Consider the following 14,976-nt stretch of genomic DNA (forward strand, 5'->3'; position numbering starts at 1 on the left):
AGGCAGCACCGGCTCCGGTGGGCCGGTCGCGGCGGCGCTCAGAGGTGCAGCCCGCACTCGGTCTTCTCGAACATCGCCCACCGGCCGGCCCGGGGGTCCTCCCCCGCCTTCGTCCGGCGGGTGCACGGCCAGCAGCCGATCGAGCCGTAGCCGCGCCGGAACAGCTCGTTGACCGGGATGTCGTGGCGGGCGACGTAGGCGTCCACGTCCGACTGGGTCCAGGCCGCGATCGGGTTGACCTTCACCCGGCCGCGCCGGGCGTCGAAGGTCACCACCGGCGTGTTGGCCCGGGTCGGTGACTCGTCCCGGCGCAGCCCGGCGGCCCAGGCGTCGTACCCGGTCAGCGCCCGCTCCAGCGGCTCGACCTTGCGCAGCTGGCAGCACTCGTCCGGGGAGCGGTTGAACAGCCGGGGGCCGTACTCGCCGTCCTGCTGGCCCACGGTGAGCCGGGGCCGGATGGAGCGCACGGTGACGGGCAGCCGCCGGGCCACCTCGTCGCGGACCCGCAGCGTCTCCGGGAAGTGCAGGCCGGTGTCGAGGAAGATCACGTCGATCCCCGGCGCGACCCGGGAGACCAGGTGCGCGAGGACGCCGTCGGCCATGGAGCTGGTGACGCAGAACCGGTCGCCGAACGTCTCGGCCGCCCAGCGGGCGATCTCCAGCGCCGGTGCCCCCTCCAGCTCCCGCCCGGCCCGCTCGGCCAGGGTGCGCAGCTCCTGCGGGTCGCGTCGGGCCGGGTCGGCGTCGACTCCGCCGCCGGGGGTCGGGCCGCCGGTCTGGATCAGCCCCAGGCTCACGGCGGAGACGACCCTCATCGGGTCACCGCCCGGTCGAGCAGCCCGGTGAACTTCACCGCGAAGACTCGGGTGCAGGCGTGGCACTCCCAGGCGCCGTGGCCGGCCTCGCTCGGTCGCAGGTCCTCCTCGCCGCAGTACGGGCAGTACAGCGGCACCGATCTGGTCTCACTCATCGCAGCTCCTCCTCGTCGGCTCTGACCACCCAGTTGGCGAACGTCTCCCCCGTGGTGCGGCCCGCCAGGTAGCGGCGGGCGATTCTCTCGACGTACTCCGGAAGCTCCTCGGCGGTGGTCTTCAGGCCGCGCAGCTTGCGGCCGAAGCCCGCGGTCTGCCCCTGCGCCATGCCCAGGCCGCCGCCGAGGTGGACCTGGAAGCCCTCGACCCGGCGGCCGTCCGCGGCGAGGACGAGCTGCCCCTTGAGGCCGATGTCGGCGACCTGGGTGCGGGCGCAGGCGTTCGGGCAGCCGTTGAGGTGGATGGAGATGTCCGCGTCGAAGTCGCGCAGCCGCTCCTCCAGCCGGGCCACCAGCTCCTCGCCGCGCGCCTTGGTCTCGACGATGGCCAGCTTGCAGAACTCGATGCCGGTGCAGGCCATGGTCCCGCGCCGCCAGGCCGACGGCCGGGCCGCCAGGCCGATCCCGCGCAGCGCCTCCACCAGCGACTCGGTCCGCTCCGGCGGCACGTCCAGCACCAGCAGCTTCTGGTACGGGGTGAGCCGCACCCGGTCGCTGCCGTGCGCCTCGACCGCGTCGGCGAGCCGGGCGAGCTGCGGGCCGGAGACCCGACCGACCACCGGGGCGGCCCCGACGTAGTTGCGCCCGTCGCGCTGCCGGTGCACGCCGATGTGGTCGACCGGCCGGGCGGGCAGCTGCGGGGCGGGGCCGTCGAGCAGGGTCCGGCCCAGGTATTCCTTTTCCAGCACCTCGCGGAAGCGCTCCACGCCCCAGTCGGCGACCAGGAACTTCAGCCGGGCCCGGCTGCGCAGCCGGCGGTAGCCGTAGTCGCGGAAGATGCCCACCACGCCCGCCCAGACGTCCGGGATCTCGGCCAGCGGCACCCAGGCGCCGAGCCGCTTGGCCAGCATCGGGTTGGTGGAGAGGCCGCCGCCGACCCAGACGTCGAAGCCGAGCCCGTGCTCGGGGTGGTCGACGCCGAGGAACGCGATGTCGTTCGCCTCGTACGGGGTGTCCACCAGCCAGGAGATCGACGTCTTGAACTTGCGGGGCAGGTTGGAGTAGTTCTTGTCGCCCACGTACCGGCGGACGATCTCGTCGATCGCCGGGGTCGGGTCGAGCCGTTCGGCCTCGGCCACCCCGGCGACGGGGCTGCCGAGCACGATGCGCGGGCAGTCGCCGCACGCCTCGGTGGTCTGCAGGCCGACCGACTCCAGCCGACGCCAGATCTCCGGCATGTCCTCCACCCGGATCCAGTGGAACTGGACGTTCTGCCGGTCGGTGAGGTCGGCGGTGTCCCGGGCGAACTCCCGGGAGATGTCGGCGATGACCCGGAGCTGGGCCAGGGTGAGCTGTCCGCCGTCCACCCGGACGCGGAGCATGAAGTACTCGTCCTCCAGCTCGTGCGGCTCCAGCACGCCGGTGCCCGTGCCGTCGATGCCGGGCCGGCGCTGCGTGTAGAGCCCCCACCAACGGAACCGGCCGCGCAGGTCCTGCGGGTCGATGGAGGCGAAGCCCCGGTGGGCGTAGACGTTCTCGATCCGGGCCCGGACGTTCAGCGGGTCGTCGTCCTTCTTGATCCGCTCGTTGGCGTTGAGCGGCTCGCGGTGACCGAGCGCCCACTGCCCCTCTCCCCGGTTCTGCCGGGGCGCCCGTGCCGTGGGTGCGCCGGGCACGTCGGGCCGGGCCGGGGTGCTGCTGACCGCCATCGCGGCGTCCTCCGTTGTCTGCTGTGCCTCGTGGCGCGCACGCGCGGCCGGCCCGTGGGACGGGCCGTGGACGGCGATGTCGGACGGCCGGCGCGAAGCGCCCGAGACAGATGGGTCGGGCGTCGTCAGGTGGCCGGACAGATGGCGCTGCGCACGCGGCCGTAGTCGACGTGGCGACGGGCCACGAAGCGACGGAGGAAAGCGGCGGCCATACGGCCATGCTCCCACACCCCGAGGCACCCATCCAGCGAGCGCGGGTGTGATCCCACATCACGGGCCACCGATGCGTAATCGCCCTCGATCAGGCAGGAGTTCCCGGCGGGGCGGGGCGCTACGGCGTCCGCCCGCCGGGGGTCGGCGGGGTGTGGAAGGCTCGGCGGCGTGAGCGATTCGCCCGCTATGCGGCAACCACCGGGGCGGCTCGGCCCGGTGTGGCTCGGCCCGGGGTGGCTCGGCCCGGTGTGGTTCTGGCCGACGCTGGCGACCCTGGCGATCGGCGGCGTGGGCCTGGGCTCCGCCCAGCCGTGGCGGGACGAGCTGGCCACCTGGAGCGCCGCCACCCGGCCGCTGGGCGCCCTGGCCCGGATGGCCGGCGTCATCGACGCCGCGAGCTGGCCGTACTACCTGCTCATGCACGGCTGGGTGCGGGCGTTCGGCGACTCGCCCGCCGCGCTGCGCCTGCCGTCCACGCTGGCCATGGCCGCGACGGCCGGGCTGACGGCGGTCCTCGGGGCGCGGCTGCTCGGGCCCCGGGCCGGGCTGCTCGGCGGGCTGCTCTTCGCGGTCCTCCCTGGCACCTCCCGGTACGCCCAGGAGGCCCGCCCGTACGCGTTCGTCGCCCTCTTCGCGGTGCTGGCGACGCTGCTGCTGGTCCGGGCGCTGGACCGGCCGGGTCGGCGGCGCAGCGCCGGCTACGCCGCCGCCGTCGTCGCGCTCGGCCTGGCCCACCTGGTCGCGCTCGTCCTGCTCGCCGCCCACGCGACGGCCGTGCTGGCCGCCGACCGACGCGCCGACCGCCGCCGCGAGACCCCGCCGGGCCGCTCCGACGCCTCCCGGCGCGCGGTGCGGGGCCGGCCACTGTGGGCCCGGCCGCTGTCGGGCCGGCCACTGTGGGCCTGGCTCGCCGCCGTGCTGGCCGCGCTGGTCGTGCTGGCCCCTCTGGCGCTGCTGGCGCTGGGCCAACGCGGCCGGCAGCTCGACTGGGTCGACCCGGCTCGCCCCGCCGACCTGATCGCGCTGCCGGGCGCGCTGGCCCAGAGCGGCACCGTGGGCGGGCTGCTGCTCGGGCTCGCCGCGCTCGGGGCCGCCCGCGCGCGGCGACGGGCCCTGCTCCCCGCCGCCTGCGCGGCGCTGCCGGTGCTGCTGGTCTTCCTGGCGGGGCTGGCCGGGCCGCTCTGGGTGCCGCGCTACCTCTTCTTCACCGTCCCGTTCGCCTGCGTCCTGGCCGGCGCGGCGCTGGCCGGAACCGACCCGGCGGCCCGCCCACCGGGGACGGGAGCGGGTACGGAGAAGACGGCCGGGGTGCCGCTGCCGGCGGCGCTGGCCGTGGTGCTCCTCGCCGGCCTCTTCGGGCTGCCCGACCAGGCGGCGCTGCGGCACAGCCACGAGTGGCCACGCGGCGCGCTGATCGACTACGCGGGGGCGGCCCGGGTCATCGGCGAGCAGAGCCGCAGCGGGGACGCGATCGTCTTCTCCCCCCGCGACGGTTGGCTCTTCCTCGATCTGGGGCTGCGCTACCACCTCGGCGACGGGGAACCCCGCGACGTGCTGGTCGTCCGGGGCCAGGACGCCCGCGGCGACTACTGGGTCGACGAGTGTCCGCGCCCGGCCGAGTGTCTGGCCGGGACGCGTCGGGTCTGGCTGGTGGTCGCCGGGCGGCGGGCGGACCCGGTCGAAGCGGTGCCGGGCGCGACGGGACGGGCGCTGCGCGACGGCTTCACCGTCGAACGGGTCACGCCCCGGCCGGGCCTCACGGTGGCGCTGCTCACCCGTTAGGTCGGCCCGAATGACGTAAGAGAACCGCTGACCGGCACCCCGCCGGTCACCGCTCCACGAAGCAACCGGGGCGCACCGGGAGGGTTCCCCGGTACGCCGTGCGGCCAGGTGCCCCTCCGCCCAGCGCCACTGACGACACCCGCTGTGCCCGGTGCACGAACCGCACCGCTTGCCGTCCCGGTGCACCTCCGCACTTCCCCTGGCCGCGTGGAACAGGTCCGTGCGGCTCGGGGGCCCGTCGTCCATCGCCATCTCCGCCTCCAGGGATGGGCAGCAGGTCCGGCCACGGAGCCCCTGGTCACGTGGCCGGACTGCTACCTCAGTCCCCGGGCTGCCAACCGAAGGGGACCTCTCACACAACTTGCCATGGTAGCCATGGGTAGTCAAGCATCCCCGAGGGTGGTTCACTGGAATCGCCGACCGGAGGGGATTTCTACCGTGCCGCCCTATTCATCCATTTATGAACGCATTGCTGACGAAATGGCGGAGCGCATTGCGTCCGGTGAGTTCCCGCCAGGAGGCAAGCTGCCCAGCCGCGCGGAACTCTGTGCGGAGTACGAAGTCTCCGACTTCGTGGCCGACCGCGTATTCCTGACGCTGAGGATGCGCGGCCTGACCGAAACGGTGCCGGGGCGCGGCGTGTACGTCCGGCAGCCCTGAGCGGCCAGGAGAGTGCACACGAAGCGGCCCGGACCATTCTGGTCCGGGCCGTTGCCCGTGCGGGCTCAGCCTGAGCGCTGAGTGTGGTGCCGTGGGCATCGCTCTTCATATCAGTGACATTGCGGTCTCCGCCTCGGCCTAACGCGCGATGTCATCGACATGAAGTTGATCAATCCGTCGGGGCCACGCGCCCCGGTCCCTCGGGGGCGGTCAGGAGCGGGCCAGGGGGACCACCAGCACCGCCTCGGTGCCCGCCTCGGCACCGTTGCGCAGCTCGATGGTGCCGCGCAGTTCCCCGGTCACCAGCGCCCGGACGATCTGCAGGCCGAGCCGGCCGCTGCGCTCGGCGTCGAACCCGGCCGGCAGGCCGCGCCCGTTGTCGGCGACGGTGACGTGCAGTTGCTTGCGGAACCGGTGCACCGAGACGACCACCTGCGGCGCGAGCGCCGACTCGACCCCGGCGACGGGAAGCAGGCTGCCGGGCCCCACCGCGCCGCCACCGGCCACCCCGCCGGCGGCCACCACGGCGCCGCCGGCCACCACCGCAACAGCACCGCCGGGGGCCGGCCCGGAGCCGTCCTCGGGGCCCTCCGGGGGCGGGAAGCCGTGCTCGACCGCGTTGAGCAGCAACTCGTTGAGGACCATGACCAGCGAGGTGGCGATCTCGGCGGGCAGCACCCCGAAGCTGCCCTTGCGGCGCATTCCCACGGTCTGCTCGGTCGCCGCGACCTCGGTCGCCGCGCTGGCCACCCGGTCGACGATGCCGTCGAACTCGACCGCCTCGTCGCTGGACATGGAGAGCGTCTCGTGCACCAGGGCGATGGAGGCGACCCGGCGTACCGACTCCTCCAGGGCGACCCGGGCCTCGGGCATGGCGACCCGGCGGGCCTGTAGGCGCAGCAGCGCGGCGACGGTCTGCAGGTTGTTCTTCACCCGGTGGTGGATCTCCCGGATGGTGGCGTCCTTGGTGATCAGGGCGCGGTCGCGGCGGCGTACCTCGGTGATGTCGCGGACCAGGACCAGCGCGCCGATCGGCACCCCGGCGGGCATCAGCGGCAGCGCCCGGGTCAGCATGGTCGCGCCCCGGGCGTCGATCTCCCGCCGGGGCGGGGCCTCGCCGCGCAGGGCGGCCAGGATGGCGTTGCCGGCGTCGGTGCCCTCCAGCGGGTCGCCGGCCAGCCGGCGGTGCAGCTTGGCCAGGTCCTCCCCGACCAGGTGGGCGGCGTAGCCGAGCCGCCGGTACGCGGACTGCGCGTTCGGGCTGGCGTAGGTGACCTTGCCGCCGGCGTCGAGCCGGACCAGCCCGTCGCCCACCCGGGGCGCGGAGGTGGTCTCCCCGGGGTGCCGGGGCGGCGGGAACGTGCCGTCGGCGATCATCTGCGCCAGGTCGTCGGCGGTGGTGAGGTAGTTCAGTTCGAGCTGGCTGGGGGTGCGGGCGGTGGAGAGGTTGGTGTCCCGCCCGACCACCGCGATCACCTCGCCGGCCTCCCCGTCGGCGGTGCGCAGCCGCACCGGGATCGCCTCGTGCCGGGCGGGCACGTCGCCGTACCAGACCGGGTCGCCCTCCCGCCAGATCCGCCCCTGCCCGTAGGCGATGTCCAGGTGGGCCACCTCGGGCCCGCCGACGATCCGCCCCACCTGGTCGTCCTGGTACGCGGTGGGGGCGGTCGTCGGGCGGACCTGCGCGACGCAGAGGAAGCTGCCCTCGTCGTTCACCGGCACCCAGAGCAGCAGGTCGGCGAAGGAGAGGTCGGAGAGCAGCTGCCAGTCTCCGGCGATCCGGTGCAGGTGGTCGATGTCGGCGGGGCGGAGCTGGGTGTGCTCCTCGGCGAGTTCGCGCAGCGTGGACACGCCGCCCAGCCTGCCACGCCGGCCCTCACATCGTCGCGGTGACCTTCTTCAGGCCGCGCGGGGCGTCCGGGTCCTCGCCCCGGGTCAGCGCCAACGCCAGCGCGAGGCGCTGCACCGGCAGGATGTCCAGCAGCGGGGCGTACCGCTCGTCGACCTCGGGGACGGCGAGCCGGGTGGCCCCCTCGACGTCGGCGGAGCCGACCACCACCACGTCGGCGCGGCGTTCGCCGAGGCGGGGCAGCACCTCGCCCATCGACCGGCCGCCGGGGCCGGAGCCGACCACGGCCAGCACCGGGACGTCCGGGTCGGTCATGGCCAGCGGGCCGTGCAGCAGGTCCGCGCCGGAGAAGGCCAGGGCCGGCAGGTACGACGTCTCCATCAGCTTCAGCGCCGCCTCCCGGGCGGTCGGGTACGCGTAGCCCCGGCCGGTGGTGACGAGCTGGGCGGCGAAGCGGTAGCGCGGGGCGAGCTGGGCCGGGGTGGCGTCGTCGAGGGTGCGGGCGGCCAGCTCGGGCAGGGCGGCCAGCGCGGCGCGCTCCTCGGCGGGCAGCGCCCCGTCGCCGGCCCGGATGCCCTCCACGAGCATCAGCAGGGCGAGCAGTTCGGCGGTGTACGACTTGGTGGCGGCCACCGCGCGTTCGTGCCCGGCGGCGATGTCGACGCTCAGCTCGGCGACCTCGGCCAGCGGCGAGTCGGGCTGGTTGGTGACGGCGAGGGTCAGCGCGCCGGAGCCGCGGGCGGCGCGCAGCACCTCGGCGAGGTCGGGCGAGCCACCGCTCTGGCTCACCCCGACGACCAGTGCCCCGGAGAGGTCGGGCCGGGCGCCGTAGAGGGTGACCGCGCTGGGCGAGGCGAGCCCGGCGGGCAGGCCGAGCCGGATCTCGGTCAGGTACGCCGCGTAGAGGGCGGCGTGGTCGGAGGTGCCCCGGGCGGTGAAGACCACGTGCCGGGGGCGGCGCTGCGCGATGACGGCGGCCACCCGGGCGATCGCGCGAGCGTGCTCGGCGGTGAGCAGCCGTTCGTAGCCGGCCGGCTGCTCGCTGATGTCGGCGGCCATCCCGGCCCCTGGACGCGTCACGAAAACCCCTTCCCTGCGCGATTGCCGCGCGTTTGCTGTTCAGTCTTGCACTTTTCACCCGACCCGGGCAACGGAGTGAGCAGCATCGCGCAGGGTATGCCCTCCCGACCCAACATCACCTAGGCTTGCCCGACCCGCCGACGCGTGGGGCGACCGCGCGGGGGCGACCGCGCGCGGTGGCGCTCCGGCCGCCGGGTGGGACGAGCACCCTACGAGCGAGAGGCCCACGTGTCCGAGGGAAGGGACGATTCCCCGCTGTCGGCGCAGGAGGAGCTCGCCCTTGCCCGGCTGGCGCTGGACGAGGGCGACCTGGCGCATGCGGCCGGGCACGTCGCGGGGGCGCTGGCCCTCAAGCCCACCCTGCCCGAGGCGCACGAGACGCTGGCCCGGCTGGCCGCCGCCGGGGGCGGCGGGGGCGTCGAGCTCTTCCCGCTGCACCAGCGCGTCTTCGTCGGCACCGTGGTCGCCCGCGCGCACCTGCTGGCCGCGTCGGGCCGACCCACCGAGGGGCTGGAGCTGCTGGCCGCCGCCACCGGGCACGACCGGAGCGCAGACTGGGCCGGGGTGCCCTGGGTCAGCGCCGCCGACCTGCCGCAACGGCTCGATCCCGAGCGGATCGCCCAGGTGCTGATGCAGGTCTGCGCCGCCGTGCCCGACCCGGTGCCACGCGCCGAGCGGGCCCCACTTCAGCCGTACCTCGCGTTGGCCCGCAACGCGGCCACCGCCCACCCCCGGCACGGTCTGCTGCTCGGCTCGGCCTCCGCGCTGGCCCGCCGGCTCGGCGAGGTCGACCTGGCGATCCGCTGGGCCGCCCGGGGCGTACGTGTCGCGCCGTCGAAGCTCGGCGAGGTCTGGCTCGGGTACGCCTACCGCAGCGCCGGCCGCACCCGCGACGCCCTCGCGGCGCTGCGCCGGGCCGTCGACCACGACCCGAGCGACCTCGCCGTGTACGCCGACATCGCCGGCACACTGGCCGACACCGGCCGGCTGGACGAGGCGCTGGAGTGGACCGACCGGGCCCTGGCCCGCGACCCCACCTTCGACTGCGCCGTGCACACCGCGCACCGGCTGCGCTTCCAGCGCGACGGCGACGTGGCGCACCTGGTGGCCCTGGCGGACTTCGTCCGCGACCACCCCGACGACACCCACGAGCACGGCGACCTCGCCGAGTGCTGCCGCAGCCGGCCCTGGCTCGGCCAGGTGACCCCCGCCGCCGGCGCGGCGGTGGCGGTGCTGCGGCACGCCCTGGCGGAGGAGCACGGCGGCCTCGGCGTGACCACCGTGCGGCTGGAGACGCTGGAGCCGCCGAGCGCCATGCGTACCGTGGCGACGGCCGCCCCGGGGCTGCGGGTCGAGGTGGCCGAGGTGGCCGACCCGGACCCGCGCGAGCCCCGCCGGGCCACCGAGCGGCCGCTGTGGCGCTGGGACGGCACCGTCGCCGCCCCGACGGTGCCCGCGCCGTCGGCCGAGGCCGCCGACCGGATCCGGCAGCTCGCCCACCCGGCCTGGGCGCACCCCCCGGCGGCGTACGACGCGGCGGTCGGGCTGGCCACGCTGGGCCTGGCCGACCTGCTCGGGCTGCTGGTGCACCCGCCCTCGGCGCCCGCCACCGGGATGGGCCGGCTGCTGGCCGGGCAGGACCCGTCGCTGTGGGTGCGCTGCGTGCAGGTCTGGGCCTGCCTGGGGCTGCTGCACCACCGCACCGACGAGCCGTGGCCGGAGTCGACCCGCCGCAGGGCGCTGGTCGACCTGGTCTGGGGCGTGGAGGACTGGATCACCGAGGCGGCGCTGTTCGCCCTGGTCACCGCCGCCTGGGTGGACCCGTCCGCCCGCGCCGACGTGGCCCGGGTGGTGGCCGAGCGGCTCGCCGACGCCGCCGCCGTGGCGAAGGAACGGCCGGTGCCGATCGCGGTGTCGCTGGCGTACCTGGCGCTGGCCACCCCGGCGCTGGACCCGGCGACGACCACGCTGGCCGGTGAGCTGATCTCCGGCCCGGGGCCCGCACCGCGCCGGCCGGGCCCGCTGCGCCGGCTCTGGGGCCGGCTCACCCGGCTGCGCCGTCGCCCCTGAGGCGCGGCCGACAGCCCGGGTCAGGCGGCCGACAGCCCGGGTCAGGCGGCCGACAGCCCGGGTCAGGCGGCCGTGGCGGGGAATTCCAGGCGCAGGCCGAGCAGGGTGATCCCGGGGGCCGGGGACCAGTCCCGCTCCGGGACGCGGACGAAGCCGAGCCGCTCGTACATGCCTCGGGCGGTCGCGGCCAAGCCGTCCCGGACGCAGATCGCCACCGCCGTGCAGCCCTGCTCGGCCGCGCGGGACAGGCAGGCCCGCACCAGCGCCCCGCCCGCGCCGCGCCCCTGGGCCGCCGGGTCCACCGCCAGCATCCGGAACTCGGCCTCACCGGGGGCGCTGATCTCGGCGTACGCGGTGCCGGCCAGCACGAACGTGACCGATCCCAGCAGCGCGCCGGTGGCCTCGTCGACGGCGACCAGCACCTCACCGTCGGTCGCCCGGGACGCCACGTCGGCGAGCGTGACGGCGTACGCGTTCTCGCCCTTGAGCTGCCCGTCGTTGTCGTACGCGGCGACGGTCAGCCGCCCCACCGCCGCGAACTCGGCCTCGGTGGCCCGCCGGACCGCGACGCCGCTCAACCGATCACCGCGATCAGGTCGCCGTCCTGCACCACGTCGCCCTCGCTGACCGCGAGCCGCTGCACCACGCCGTCGGACTCGACGACGACCGGAATCTCCATCTTCATCGACTCCAGGATCACCAGGGTGTCGCCCTCGGACACGGTGTCACCGGCCGAAGCGACGACCTTCCACACGTTCGCCACCATCTCGGCGCGGACCTCCTCGGCCATCTCGACCCTCCCTCTCCAGGTGTGCCTGCGTGTCTGGGTATCCAATCATGCGCCGACGGCCCGTGGGAGGACCCGCGCGCGGCAGGACGGCCCTCGGCGGGCCGGTGGGCCGCCCCGGCGGCGCAGGGCGGACGCCGACCGCACTAGCATCAGCGGGTCGGCCCCCGGTTGCCTCGGGGGCCGGTACGCGACCACCGCCGCGCTTCTGCGCGCGGGCGGGAAGTGACCAGCACCAGAGGAGGTCGACATGGCGAAGAAGTCCCGGAAGAAGAAGGCCCGGAAGAAGAGCAACGCTAACCACGGCAAGCGTCCCAACTCCTGACCGGCGCGGCGGGCCCGCCCGCCGACCGTTCAGCCGTCCCGCCCGGCCCCTCGGGGCCCACGGACGGCCGATGGCCCGGGTCGGTCGACCCGGGCCATCGTCGTGTCTCGGTGCCGCGCAGGGGCCTCGACGGGCGGGCCAGCGCGGCCAGCGGTCCCGCAGGGGCGTCAGTCGGCCAGCTCGCGGGGCTCGGTGCGCGTCAGTCGGCCAGCTCGCGCGGCTCGACCGTCGTCGTCGTCTCGACGACCACCAGCTCGGTCAGTCGAATGCGCAGCCGCTCGCGCAGCTGGTCGGGCGCGGTCTCGTTGCCGCAGCAGCGGGCGACCAGCGCCTTGATCTCCTGCTCGAGACCGTACTCGCGCAGGCAGGGCCCGCACTCGTCGAGGTGGCGGCGGATGAGGGTGCGGCGCTCCTCGCCGCACTCCAGGTCGAGGTAGAGGTAGACCTCGGCGAGCACCTCGTGGCAGTCCGTCTCGTGCGGCTTCCCACAGCTCACGTCACACCTCCCGGCCGGCGACGGCGGTCGAGTCCTTGCTTGGCTGGGCGGCGGAGAAGCCGCGCTCCCCGGCGTACCGTTCGAGCAGCTTGCGCAGATTGCGCCGGCCGCGGTGCAGCCGCGACATCACCGTGCCGATGGGCGTGCCCATGATGTCGGCCACCTCCTTGTAGGAGAAGCCTTCGACATCGGTGAGGTAGACAGCCATCCGGAACTCCTCCGGCAACTGCTGGAGGGCCTCCTTGACGTCGCTGTCGGGCAGCCGGTCGAGCGCCTCGGTCTCGGCCGAGCGCAGCCCCTTGGAGGTGTGCGACTCGACGGCGGCGAGCTGCCAGTCGGTGATCTCCTCGGTGGGCGCCTGGATCGGCTGGCGCTGCCGCTTGCGGTACGAGTTGATGTAGGTGTTGGTCAGGATGCGGTACAGCCAGGCCTTCAGGTTGGTGCCCTGCTCGAACTGGTGGAAGGCCGCGTACGCCTTCAGGTACGTCTCCTGGACCAGGTCCTCGGCGTCCGCCGGGTTGCGCGTCATGCGCAGCGCGGCGGCATAGAGCTGGTCGACGAAGGGCATCGCGTCCCGCGCGAAGCGGGCCCTGCGCTCGTCCGTCTTCTCGGTGGTCAACCGCACATCCCCTCGCGTCGGATGCTGTCTCGCCGAGGATACGCGCCGAAACCCGGCCGTAGATTCACTTTCGGCCGGTGTGCTGGTGCTCACCACCACCGCCGGCGCGTCCGGCCGCGTGGTCGCGGACCAGCCTGGGGCGTCGAGCAGCCGTCTGAGCTGCCGCGCCTCCCGTTCGCCCCGTTCCCGGCTCCGTGTTTGCGTCGGCACCGGTCACCCCCCTAGCAGAGATCGCTTCCCTCGGGGGTAACGCGGATCGACGGGCCCCGCATTCCGGTTGGCCGCTCCCCGTTCCTGGTCCCGGCCCCGGCGGTGCGCCGGCGCTGGGACCAGGAAGGGCCTGGGAGGGCGGCGTCGGCCACCGAAGTTTCGGGCAATCCGACACCACCGGAGACAACGACGCGCGCCGCACCGGGTCACGGCCGGGCGGCGCTCCCGCCGGCCGCCCAGCCGTGGGCACGCAGCCAGTCGACCGCCACGGCGGCCGTGCCGACCGGGTCGCCGCGCAGGTCGTGCCGGTCACCGGGACGGCGGACCACCCGGACCGGCGGGCCCGCCTCGGGCACCCCGAAGGGGTCGCGGTCGCCGTTGAGCACCAGCGTCGGCAGGCCGGTGGCCAGCTCGGCCGCCCGGGAGCGTTCCGGGCGGCCCGGCGGGTGCAGCGGGAACGCCAGCGCCAGCACCGCGTCGGCGCCGACGGCCACGGCGGTCCGGCAGGCCACCCGCGCGCCGCTGGAGCGGCCGCCGACGACCAGCGCGGGCACGGCGGGGTGCCGCCGGCGCAGGTGCCCGAGGACCGCCGTCCACGCCTCGTCGAGGTGCCCGGCGGGGGCGGGGGCCCGCCGCCCGGCCAGCCGGTAGGGCTGGGTCACCCGGACCACGGCCACCCCGGCGACGACCGCCGCGTCCCGTACGGCCCGCAGGTCCGGCGCGTCGACGTCACCGCCCGCGCCGTGACCGAGCACCAGCAGGGCGTGCGGCGCGGCGGCGGGCAGGTCGGTGTCGATCCGGGCCGGCCCGCGTGGGGTGGCGATCTCGTCGGTGTGGCGCACCGGGCCCATTCTGCTCCCCGGCCGACCCGCGCCCAGCCCTGCCGAGCCCGTCGTGGCTCAGCTCAGCGGCACCAGGGTGAGCAGCCGGTCGCGCACCGGCGGGCCGGCCTCCCCGGCCGCCTCCGGGTCCGGATCCACCTCGCCGCGCCAGGCGACCAGCATCGCCCGCCGCTCGCGCGGGGTGGTGCCGCCCCACACTCCGTGGCAGTCACCGACCTCCAACGCCCAGGCCAGGCAGGAGCCCTGCACATCGCAACTGCGGCAGAGCGCGACGGCCGCGTCGGCCGGCTCGTTTGGCGCCGGAAAGAACGTCTCCGGATCCACACTCTGGCAGGTGCCTCTGGTCCGCCACGCATCGTCCTGTCGCCGTTCACGCAGTGCCCGCAGTAGTCGCGGGTCCCGTCGCGCGGCGGCCACCTCGTGCGGCCGCGGCATACGCGCCCGTGTCATTCACCCACCTCCCCCGTGGGACCGGCAAGATCGATGGACGTCGTTCGCACCGTACGAATCGTCGCCCACTACCGGCGCTGTGTTCTATCGCATTTGGGGACACGGAGACAAGGGCCGGCGGGAAAGTGTGCCTGAAGAGCGGGGCGACGATTCACCCACAATGCGAGCAAATCAGCACCCGACAATGCGCCCACCTGCTGTCAGAAAAGCGTCAATTCCTCCGCCGGCGCGCTCCGCTCCGCCAGCCGGGCGGTCAGCCCCGGCCCGTCGTTGCGCACGTTGCCGACCTGCGGCCCGACCGGCCGGATCTCCAGGCCCGCCAGCCACCGCGCGGGCGGCGGGTCGAGCAGCGCCGCCGGCTCGTCCACCGGCCCCAACCAGGACGCCCAGCGCTCCCGGGGCAGCAACAGCGGCATCCGCTCGTGCACCTCGGCCAGCGCGCCGAGGGCGGCCGTGGTGAGCACGCTGAACGTCGGCACCGGCCCGGCCGGGCCGTCCCAGGTGGTCCAGATGCCGGCCAGCGCCAGCACCGAGGCGTCCGCCGGGGTGAGGTAGTACGCCTGCCGCCCGCCCTCGGGCCGGCGGACCCACTCGTACCAGCCGTCGGCGGGGACCAGGCAGCGGCGGCGGGCGAACGACGACGCGTACGCCCGGCTGGTGGCCAGCGTCTCGGCCCGCGCATTGATCATCCGGGCCCCGGCGGCGGGCGACCGGGACCACGGCGGCAGCAGGCCCCACCGGCCGACGCAGAGGGCGCGGTGCCCCTCGGGGGTCAGCCGCACCAGCGGCACCGCACTGGTCGGGGCGACGTTGTGGCTGGACCGCACGGCGCCGTCGGTCTCGTCGGACGAGGAGAACAGCTCGCTCAACTCGCCCGCGTTCCGGGTCGTCGCGTACCTGCCGCACATGGGCAC

General features: G+C 75.2%; 16 protein-coding genes. 4 read left to right on the top strand and 12 right to left on the bottom strand.

Going from position 1 to position 14,976, the window contains the following annotated elements; genetic code table 11:
* Positions 1 to 38: 38 nt before the first annotated feature.
* The 3 genes from ACLQ2V_RS00605 to ACLQ2V_RS00615 are packed head-to-tail and all read right to left on the bottom strand — an operon-like array spanning position 39 to position 2,679.
* On the bottom strand, positions 39 to 815 hold the full coding sequence (locus ACLQ2V_RS00605) for a phosphoadenylyl-sulfate reductase (RefSeq protein ID WP_425716350.1): 777 nt from the start codon (positions 813 to 815) through the stop codon (positions 39 to 41).
* Positions 812 to 970 carry a hypothetical protein gene (locus ACLQ2V_RS00610; protein ID WP_425716351.1) on the bottom strand — a complete coding sequence of 53 codons (159 nt, stop codon included), beginning with the start codon at positions 968 to 970 and terminating at the stop codon, positions 812 to 814. Before ACLQ2V_RS00610 ends, ACLQ2V_RS00605 begins: the two co-directional genes overlap by 4 nt.
* Positions 967 to 2,679: a nitrite/sulfite reductase gene (locus ACLQ2V_RS00615; protein ID WP_425716352.1), complete on the bottom strand. Its 1,713-nt coding sequence runs from the start codon at positions 2,677 to 2,679 to the stop codon at positions 967 to 969. Before ACLQ2V_RS00615 ends, ACLQ2V_RS00610 begins: the two co-directional genes overlap by 4 nt.
* Positions 2,680 to 3,078: 399 nt before the next feature.
* On the opposite strand from ACLQ2V_RS00615, the gene ACLQ2V_RS00620 reads away from it, so the two are divergent.
* Both ACLQ2V_RS00620 and ACLQ2V_RS00625 read left to right on the top strand, forming a co-directional pair.
* Positions 3,079 to 4,674, top strand: coding sequence for a glycosyltransferase family 39 protein (locus ACLQ2V_RS00620; protein WP_425716965.1), 1,596 nt, complete (start codon positions 3,079 to 3,081; stop codon positions 4,672 to 4,674).
* A gap of 399 nt (positions 4,675 to 5,073) precedes the next feature.
* The gene (locus ACLQ2V_RS00625) at positions 5,074 to 5,334 is read left to right on the top strand and encodes a winged helix-turn-helix domain-containing protein (protein WP_425716353.1); all 261 of its coding nucleotides are present in this window, start codon (positions 5,074 to 5,076) and stop codon (positions 5,332 to 5,334) included.
* 210 nt (positions 5,335 to 5,544) lie between these two features.
* On the opposite strand, the gene ACLQ2V_RS00630 is transcribed toward ACLQ2V_RS00625, so the two are convergent.
* Together ACLQ2V_RS00630 and ACLQ2V_RS00635 are read right to left on the bottom strand one after the other, a co-directional pair.
* A complete protein-coding gene (locus ACLQ2V_RS00630; protein WP_425716354.1) occupies positions 5,545 to 7,185 on the bottom strand; it encodes a histidine kinase N-terminal domain-containing protein in 1,641 nt (546 codons plus the stop codon).
* A gap of 25 nt (positions 7,186 to 7,210) precedes the next feature.
* Entirely contained in the window at positions 7,211 to 8,242 is a 1,032-nt protein-coding gene (locus tag ACLQ2V_RS00635; RefSeq protein WP_425716966.1) for an SIS domain-containing protein, read from the bottom strand.
* A 249-nt stretch (positions 8,243 to 8,491) separates the two neighbouring features.
* Here ACLQ2V_RS00635 and ACLQ2V_RS00640 point away from each other — a divergent pair, with 249 nt between their 5' ends.
* A complete protein-coding gene (locus ACLQ2V_RS00640; protein ID WP_425716355.1) occupies positions 8,492 to 10,333 on the top strand; it encodes a tetratricopeptide repeat protein in 1,842 nt (613 codons plus the stop codon).
* A 62-nt stretch (positions 10,334 to 10,395) separates the two neighbouring features.
* Here ACLQ2V_RS00640 and ACLQ2V_RS00645 read toward each other — a convergent pair whose 3' ends face one another.
* Both ACLQ2V_RS00645 and ACLQ2V_RS00650 read right to left on the bottom strand, forming a co-directional pair.
* Entirely contained in the window at positions 10,396 to 10,911 is a 516-nt protein-coding gene (locus tag ACLQ2V_RS00645; RefSeq protein ID WP_425716356.1) for a GNAT family N-acetyltransferase, read from the bottom strand.
* Positions 10,908 to 11,123 carry a biotin/lipoyl-binding carrier protein gene (locus tag ACLQ2V_RS00650; protein ID WP_425716357.1) on the bottom strand — a complete coding sequence of 72 codons (216 nt, stop codon included), beginning with the start codon at positions 11,121 to 11,123 and terminating at the stop codon, positions 10,908 to 10,910. Before ACLQ2V_RS00650 ends, ACLQ2V_RS00645 begins: the two co-directional genes overlap by 4 nt.
* 247 nt (positions 11,124 to 11,370) lie before the next feature.
* On the opposite strand from ACLQ2V_RS00650, the gene ACLQ2V_RS00655 reads away from it, so the two are divergent.
* A complete protein-coding gene (locus ACLQ2V_RS00655; protein WP_386988480.1) occupies positions 11,371 to 11,445 on the top strand; it encodes a 50S ribosomal protein bL37 in 75 nt (24 codons plus the stop codon).
* 199 nt (positions 11,446 to 11,644) lie between these two features.
* Here ACLQ2V_RS00655 and rsrA read toward each other — a convergent pair whose 3' ends face one another.
* From rsrA to ACLQ2V_RS00680, 5 genes are all read right to left on the bottom strand, one after another.
* Positions 11,645 to 11,941 carry a mycothiol system anti-sigma-R factor gene (gene rsrA / locus ACLQ2V_RS00660; protein WP_425716358.1) on the bottom strand — a complete coding sequence of 99 codons (297 nt, stop codon included), beginning with the start codon at positions 11,939 to 11,941 and terminating at the stop codon, positions 11,645 to 11,647.
* 1 nt (position 11,942) lies between these two features.
* Positions 11,943 to 12,770 carry a sigma-70 family RNA polymerase sigma factor gene (locus tag ACLQ2V_RS00665; RefSeq protein WP_425716359.1) on the bottom strand — a complete coding sequence of 276 codons (828 nt, stop codon included), beginning with the start codon at positions 12,768 to 12,770 and terminating at the stop codon, positions 11,943 to 11,945.
* A 206-nt stretch (positions 12,771 to 12,976) separates the two neighbouring features.
* Positions 12,977 to 13,621, bottom strand: coding sequence for an alpha/beta family hydrolase (locus ACLQ2V_RS00670; RefSeq protein WP_425716360.1), 645 nt, complete (start codon positions 13,619 to 13,621; stop codon positions 12,977 to 12,979).
* Between the two features lie 48 nt (positions 13,622 to 13,669).
* The gene (locus tag ACLQ2V_RS00675) at positions 13,670 to 14,062 is read right to left on the bottom strand and encodes a WhiB family transcriptional regulator (protein ID WP_425716361.1); all 393 of its coding nucleotides are present in this window, start codon (positions 14,060 to 14,062) and stop codon (positions 13,670 to 13,672) included.
* A gap of 200 nt (positions 14,063 to 14,262) precedes the next feature.
* Positions 14,263 to 14,970, bottom strand: a complete 708-nt coding sequence (locus ACLQ2V_RS00680; protein ID WP_425716362.1) for an SOS response-associated peptidase — start codon at positions 14,968 to 14,970, stop codon at positions 14,263 to 14,265.
* Positions 14,971 to 14,976 lie beyond the last annotated feature (6 nt).

This window comes from Micromonospora sp. DT233, from assembly GCF_049841815.1.
GTDB lineage: Bacteria > Actinomycetota > Actinomycetes > Mycobacteriales > Micromonosporaceae > Micromonospora.

Coding starts and splice junctions, on each gene's coding strand:
- ACLQ2V_RS00605 (WP_425716350.1), bottom strand. CDS start 815: ATGAGGGTCGTCTCCGCCGTGAGCCTGGGGCTGATCCAGACCGGCGGC.
- ACLQ2V_RS00610 (WP_425716351.1), bottom strand. CDS start 970: ATGAGTGAGACCAGATCGGTGCCGCTGTACTGCCCGTACTGCGGCGAG.
- ACLQ2V_RS00615 (WP_425716352.1), bottom strand. CDS start 2,679: ATGGCGGTCAGCAGCACCCCGGCCCGGCCCGACGTGCCCGGCGCACCC.
- ACLQ2V_RS00620 (WP_425716965.1), top strand. CDS start 3,079: ATGCGGCAACCACCGGGGCGGCTCGGCCCGGTGTGGCTCGGCCCGGGG.
- ACLQ2V_RS00635 (WP_425716966.1), bottom strand. CDS start 8,242: ATGGCCGCCGACATCAGCGAGCAGCCGGCCGGCTACGAACGGCTGCTC.
- ACLQ2V_RS00650 (WP_425716357.1), bottom strand. CDS start 11,123: ATGGCCGAGGAGGTCCGCGCCGAGATGGTGGCGAACGTGTGGAAGGTC.
- ACLQ2V_RS00670 (WP_425716360.1), bottom strand. CDS start 13,621: ATGGGCCCGGTGCGCCACACCGACGAGATCGCCACCCCACGCGGGCCG.
- ACLQ2V_RS00675 (WP_425716361.1), bottom strand. CDS start 14,062: ATGACACGGGCGCGTATGCCGCGGCCGCACGAGGTGGCCGCCGCGCGA.
- ACLQ2V_RS00680 (WP_425716362.1), bottom strand. CDS start 14,970: ATGTGCGGCAGGTACGCGACGACCCGGAACGCGGGCGAGTTGAGCGAG.